The sequence below is a fragment of the Streptomyces corallincola genome (genome assembly GCF_019104725.1).
Taxonomy (GTDB): domain Bacteria; phylum Actinomycetota; class Actinomycetes; order Streptomycetales; family Streptomycetaceae; genus Streptomyces; species Streptomyces corallincola.
Genome location: NZ_JAHRXF010000047.1, coordinates 40,236 through 46,523, shown reverse-complemented (window position 1 = coordinate 46,523; position 6,288 = coordinate 40,236). Strand labels below are relative to the sequence as shown.

The window sequence follows — 6,288 nt, the reverse complement described above, 5'->3', positions numbered from 1 at the left end:
CCCCCGGGCCCCCCCCCCCCCCCGGGCGGGTGCCCCCCGCGCGCCGCCCCCCGCCGGTGCCCCCGCCGCCGAGGTCGCGGCGCCCGCCGTCGAGGCCGCGCCGGTCGTGGCGGACGTCCCCGCCGTCGAGGCCGAGGCCGAGGCAGAGGCCGCCCCCGCCCGTGCGCGCCGCCGGGCCACCCGTCGTTCGTCCGCGCCCGCCGGTGCGCCCGCCGCCGAGGCCGTCGAGCCGGTTGTCGAGGCTCCCGCCGTGGCGGCCGTGGTGGAGGAGACCCCCGCCGTGGAGGCGGAGGCCCCCGCCCGTGCGCGCCGCCGGGCCACCCGCCGTTCGTCCGCGCCCGCCGGGGCACCCGCCGCCGAGGACACCGCGCCCGTCGCCGAGCCCGTGCGGGCCGCCGAGCCCGCGCAGGCGCCCGCCGCGCGGCAGGACGAGTCCGCCGAGGACGCCGGTCCGCGCCGTCGCCGCCGGGCCGTGCAGCGCGCCGCCGGTGGTTTCTCCGCGCCCACCCGTTCCGGTGGCGGGAAGGACGACGCCGACGGCTCCCGCCGCCCCGCGCGTCCGTCCGTCGCCGTGTTCCAGGCGCCGGTCTTCACCGAGCCCCGCTTCCAGACCCCCGAGCGCGCCGCCGCCGAGGCCGCTGCCGAGGCCGCCGGTACCCCGGCCGCGCCGGTGAGCGCCGAGGAGCCCGAGGAGACGTACGCCGAGGAGCGCGCCGACGCCGGTTCGCGCCGTCGCCGTCGCCGCCGGGGCGCGCCCGAGGAGGCGCCCGCCGCCGAGGCCGCGCCGGTCGAGGAGACCGCGGACACCGAGGACGCCGACGACAGCGACGAGGGTGACGAGGCCGAGGGCGCCGAGGCCGCGGACGGCTCCGAGGAGGCCGGTTCGCGCCGCCGTCGCCGCCGGGGCGGCCGTCGCCGCCGCAAGGGCGACGCCGCCGAGGGCTCCGACGACTCCGCCGACGACGACGAGACCGACGCGGCGGCCGAGCAGGCCACGCAGGACGCCGAGGACACCGCCGAGCAGGAGGACGAGGACGCCGACGACGCGCGCGGCGAGGAGTCCGGCTCGGGCTCCAGCAGCAGCCGTCGCCGCCGTCGCCGCCGTCGCCGCGCCGGGGACTCCGGCCCGGACGGCGAACCGTCCGCCGACGACCCCGAGCGCACCGTCGTCAAGGTCCGCGAGCCGCGCAAGGCCACCGAGCCGTCCGACGAGGTGCAGTCCATCAAGGGCTCGACCCGTCTGGAGGCGAAGAAGCAGCGCCGCCGCGAGGGCCGCGAGCAGGGGCGCCGCCGCGTCTCGATCATCACCGAGGCCGAGTTCCTGGCCCGCCGCGAGGCCGTCGAGCGTGTCATGGTCGTGCGCCAGCACGGCGAGCGCACCCAGATCGGCGTCCTGGAGGACGGGGTGCTCGTCGAGCACTACGTCAACAAGGAGCAGTCCACCTCGTACGTCGGCAACGTCTACCTGGGCAAGGTCCAGAACGTGCTGCCGTCGATGGAGGCCGCGTTCATCGACATCGGCAAGGGCCGCAACGCCGTGCTGTACGCCGGTGAGGTCAACTTCGGCGCGCTCGGCATGGCGAACGGGCCGCGCCGGATCGAGTCGGCGCTGAAGTCCGGCCAGCCGGTGCTCGTCCAGGTCACCAAGGACCCGATCGGCCACAAGGGCGCCCGCCTGACCAGCCAGGTCTCGCTGCCCGGCCGGTACCTGGTCTACGTGCCCGAGGGCTCGATGACCGGCATTAGCCGCAAGCTGCCCGACACCGAGCGGGCCCGGCTGAAGACCATCCTCAAGAAGATCGTCCCCGAGGACGCGGGTGTCATCGTGCGCACCGCCGCCGAGGGCGCGAGCGAGGACGAGCTGCGCCGCGACGTCGAACGGCTCCAGGCGCAGTGGGAGGACATCCAGAAGAAGGCCAAGTCCGGCAACGCGCCGACGCTGCTGTACGGCGAGCCGGACATGACCGTCCGCGTCGTCCGGGACATCTTCAACGAGGACTTCTCCAAGGTCGTCGTCAGCGGTGACGAGGCCTGGCAGACCATCCACGGCTACGTCGCGCACGTCGCCCCCGACCTGGCCGACCGGCTGTCGCGGTGGACGTCCGAGGTGGACGTGTTCGCCACGTACCGGATCGACGAGCAGCTCGCCAAGGCGCTGGACCGCAAGGTCTGGCTGCCGAGCGGTGGTTCGCTGGTCATCGACCGGACCGAGGCGATGGTCGTGGTCGATGTCAACACCGGCAAGTTCACCGGCCAGGGCGGCAACCTGGAGGAGACGGTCACCAGGAACAACCTGGAGGCGGCCGAGGAGATCGTGCGCCAGCTCCGGCTGCGCGACCTCGGCGGCATCATCGTGATCGACTTCATCGACATGGTGCTGGAGTCCAACCGGGACCTGGTGCTGCGGCGCCTGCTGGAGTGCCTGGGCCGGGACCGGACCAAGCACCAGGTGGCCGAGGTCACCTCGCTGGGCCTGGTGCAGATGACCCGCAAGCGGGTCGGCCAGGGTCTGCTGGAGTCCTTCTCCGAGACCTGCGTGCACTGCAACGGGCGCGGTGTCATCGTCCACATGGAGCAGCCGGTGTCCGTCGGCGGCAACGGGGGCGGCGGCTCCAAGCGCAAGAAGCGGGGCAAGGGCGGCGACGCCCACGAGCACGACCACGCCCACGACCACGTACACGAGACGGCCGCCGTCGCCGAGGAGGGCGGCGAGGCCCTGACGCCCGAGGTGGAGACCGCCGTCGAGGTGGCCGCCGAGGCCGCCGCGCCGGTGGCGCTGCCCGCGCCGGAGTTCGCGCCCGACGAGGAGCTGTACAGCTCCGTCGCCGAGGCGGAGGCGGCGGCCGGGCGCGGCCGTGGCCGCCGCCGGGCGAGCCGCCGGGCGTCCTCCCCGGCCGGTGCCCCGAGGGCCGCGTCCCGCCCCGAGCGGGAGCCCGCCGCCGAGGTGCCGACCGCGCGGGACGTCACCGTGGCCGAGGAGGTGGCCCGCCCCGTCCTGGCGGAGGCGTCCGCCGCTCCGCAAGCCGCGCCGGTCGCCGCCGAGGACCCGGTGGTCCCCGCCGCGTCCGACGACGCCGCGCCCAAGGGCCGTACGCGCCGTCGCGCCACCCGGAAGGTCTCGGCCCCGGCCGGTTCCCCGGCGGGCGCGGAGGCGACGGTGGTGACGGTCCCGGAGACGGTGACCGAGACCCCTGTGGCGGAGGCTCCGGCCGCTGCCCCGGCCGCTGTCGAGGAGACGCCCGCCGAGAGCGCCGCCCCGGCCCGCCCGCGCCGCCGCGCGGTCCGCAAGGCCACGGCGCCCACCGCCCCGGAGGAGACGGCCGTCCTGGTCGTCCCCGCCGCGTCGGAGGAGCCCCCGGCCGCCGAGGTCCCGTCCGACGAGCCGGCCCCGGCCAAGAAGACCGCCCGTAAGGCGGCCACCAAGAAGGCCACGGCGAAGAAGACGGCCACCAAGAAGACCGCGGCCACCGCCAAGAAGACGGCCGCCAAGAAGACGACGACCAAGAAGGCCGCGGCCAAGAAGACGACGGCAAAGAAGACCGCCGCCGTCCCGGCCGAGGAGAACTGACCTTCCGGGGTTGAGCGTTCACTGCCGCGCGGGCTCCCGACACTTCGGTGTCGGGGGCCCGCGCGGTTCCGCGTACTGCCCGGTACGGTTTCGCCGAGTACGAGGACATGGCCGGACTCGCCCGTACGGTGGACGTGCGCGCACTCGCGGCAGACCTGGGCGCGATCGTGGCATTGGTCCGCGGGGAGGACTCCGGTGAGGCGTTCACCGCACCGGACCGCACCTGGCCCGGGTCCCGGAGGACCTCGCGCGGAGGGCGTCCCGGCTGCCCCGCCGAGCAGTCCCCGGAGCCCGGTTTGACCCCTCACCCGCCGCCCCGTAACCTTGGGCGTCGGCGTGTCGAGTGGTGCGCCACATCTCCGTAAACCTTCTTCCTCCTGGGTGCCGGTTCGGCGGCCTGGAGAGGTGGCCCGTGTCCTGTGTCCGGGCTGCTGGACTGCGGGGGTGCCGTTTCCTAGCAGAGAGTGAGATCCGCGTGTACGCCATCGTGCGCAGCGGTGGTCGCCAGCACAAGGTTGCTGTCGGCGACATCGTCGAGGTTGACAAGATTTCCACCGCCAAGGTGGGCGACACGGTCGAGCTCTCGACCCTGCTCGTGGTGGACGGCGAAGCCGTCACCAGCGACCCGTGGGTGCTGGCCGGCATCAAGGTCCAGGCCGAGGTCGTGGACCACCACAAGGGCGCGAAGATCGACATCCTCCGCTACAAGAACAAGACCGGCTACCGCCGTCGTCAGGGCCACCGCCAGCAGTACACGGCGATCAAGGTCACTGAGATCCCCGCGGCTGCGAAGTAAGGGACTGAGAACACATGGCACACAAGAAGGGCGCATCGTCCACCCGGAACGGGCGCGACTCCAATGCCCAGCGGCTCGGCGTGAAGCGCTTCGGCGGTCAGGTCGTCAACGCCGGTGAGATCCTCGTCCGCCAGCGCGGCACCCACTTCCACCCCGGCGCCGGTGTCGGCCGTGGCGGCGACGACACCCTGTTCGCCCTGCAGGCCGGTGCGGTGGAGTTCGGCTCCCACCGCGGTCGCAAGGTCGTGAACATCGTCCCCGTCGCCTGAATCGACTGATTCGGCACACCGGACGAACGCTTGCGCGAGGCGGACCTCACTTCCCGTACGGGAAGGCGGGTCCGCCTTTCGCGTGTTGACAATGGCAATACCCGTGATTTTCTGGAGGCACTGAACCATGACCACCTTCGTGGACCGCGTCGAGCTGCACGTCGCCGCGGGTAACGGGGGCCACGGCTGTGCCTCCGTCCACCGGGAGAAGTTCAAGCCGCTCGGCGGCCCGGACGGCGGCAACGGCGGCCGGGGCGGCGACGTCATCCTGACCGTGGACCAGTCGGTCACCACGCTGCTCGACTACCACCACTCCCCGCACCGCAAGGCCACCAACGGCAAGCCCGGCGAGGGCGGCAACCGCTCCGGCAAGGACGGCCTGGACCTCGTCCTGCCCGTGCCGGACGGCACCGTCGTCCTCGACAAGCAGGGCAACGTGCTCGCCGACCTCGTCGGCCACGGCACCTCCTTCGTCGCCGCCCAGGGCGGCCGGGGCGGGCTCGGCAACGCCGCGCTGGCCTCCGCCCGCCGCAAGGCGCCCGGCTTCGCGCTGCTCGGCGTCCCCGGCGACCTCCAGGACGTCGTGCTGGAGCTGAAGACCGTCGCGGACGTGGCCCTCGTCGGCTACCCGAGCGCCGGGAAGTCCTCGCTGATCTCCGTGCTCAGCGCCGCCAAGCCGAAGATCGCGGACTACCCGTTCACCACCCTGGTGCCCAACCTCGGTGTGGTGACGGCCGGTTCGACCGTCTACACCATCGCGGACGTGCCGGGTCTGATCCCCGGCGCCAGCCAGGGCCGCGGCCTCGGCCTCGAATTCCTGCGGCACGTCGAGCGGTGCAGCGTCCTGGTGCACGTCCTGGACACCGCCACCCTGGAGTCCGACCGCGACCCGCTCTCCGACCTCGACATCATCGAGGAGGAGCTGCGCCAGTACGGCGGTCTGGATGACCGGCCCCGCATCGTCGTCCTGAACAAGACCGACGTGCCCGACGGCAAGGACCTCGCGGAGATGGTCCGGCCCGACCTGGAGGCGCGCGGCTACCGCGTCTACGAGGTGTCCGCCGTCGCCCATCTCGGGCTGCGCGAGCTGTCGTTCGCCCTCGGTGACCTCGTCGGCCGGGCGCGTGCCGCCAAGCCGAAGGAGGAGGCGACCCGTATCGTCATCCGGCCCAGGGCCGTGGACGACTCCGGGTTCACCGTCACCCCCGAGGAGCTCGACGGCGCGCCGGTGTTCCGGGTGCGCGGCGAGAAGCCCGAACGCTGGGTGCGGCAGACCGACTTCAGCAACGACGAGGCCGTCGGCTACCTCGCGGACCGGCTCAACCGTCTCGGTGTGGAGCAGGAGTTGATGAAGGCGGGCGCCCGCAACGGCGACGCCGTCGCCATCGGCGCCGAGGACGACGCGGTCGTCTTCGACTGGGAGCCCACCGTCATGGCGGGCGCCGAGATGCTCGGCCGACGCGGCGAGGACCACCGCCTGGAGGAGCCCCGCCCGGCCGCCCAGCGCCGCCGCGACAAGCAGGCCGAACGGGACGAGTCGCAGCGGGAGTTCGACGACTTCGAGCCCTTCTAGACCTCGTTGGGCGCGGCATGAAGAAGCGGGCCGGGGCTTTCATAGCCCCGGCCCGCTTCTTCGTGCCCGGTGCGCGCGGGCT

General features: G+C 73.8%; 4 protein-coding genes. All 4 read left to right on the top strand.

From position 1 onward, the window contains the following. On the top strand, window positions 1-3,568 hold a 3,568-nt coding region (locus tag KUM39_RS23640), incomplete at its 5' end, for an Rne/Rng family ribonuclease (RefSeq protein ID WP_217787777.1). A gap of 475 nt (window positions 3,569-4,043) precedes the next feature. Further along, window positions 4,044-4,364: a 50S ribosomal protein L21 gene (rplU, locus tag KUM39_RS23635; protein ID WP_103551359.1), complete on the top strand. Its 321-nt coding sequence runs from the start codon at window positions 4,044-4,046 to the stop codon at window positions 4,362-4,364. Between the two features lie 14 nt (window positions 4,365-4,378). Next, window positions 4,379-4,633, top strand: coding sequence for a 50S ribosomal protein L27 (gene rpmA, locus KUM39_RS23630; protein ID WP_061922958.1), 255 nt, complete (start codon window positions 4,379-4,381; stop codon window positions 4,631-4,633). A 127-nt stretch (window positions 4,634-4,760) separates the two neighbouring features. Then, a complete protein-coding gene (gene obgE / locus KUM39_RS23625; protein ID WP_217787776.1) occupies window positions 4,761-6,206 on the top strand; it encodes a GTPase ObgE in 1,446 nt (481 codons plus the stop codon). Window positions 6,207-6,288: the final 82 nt, after the last annotated feature.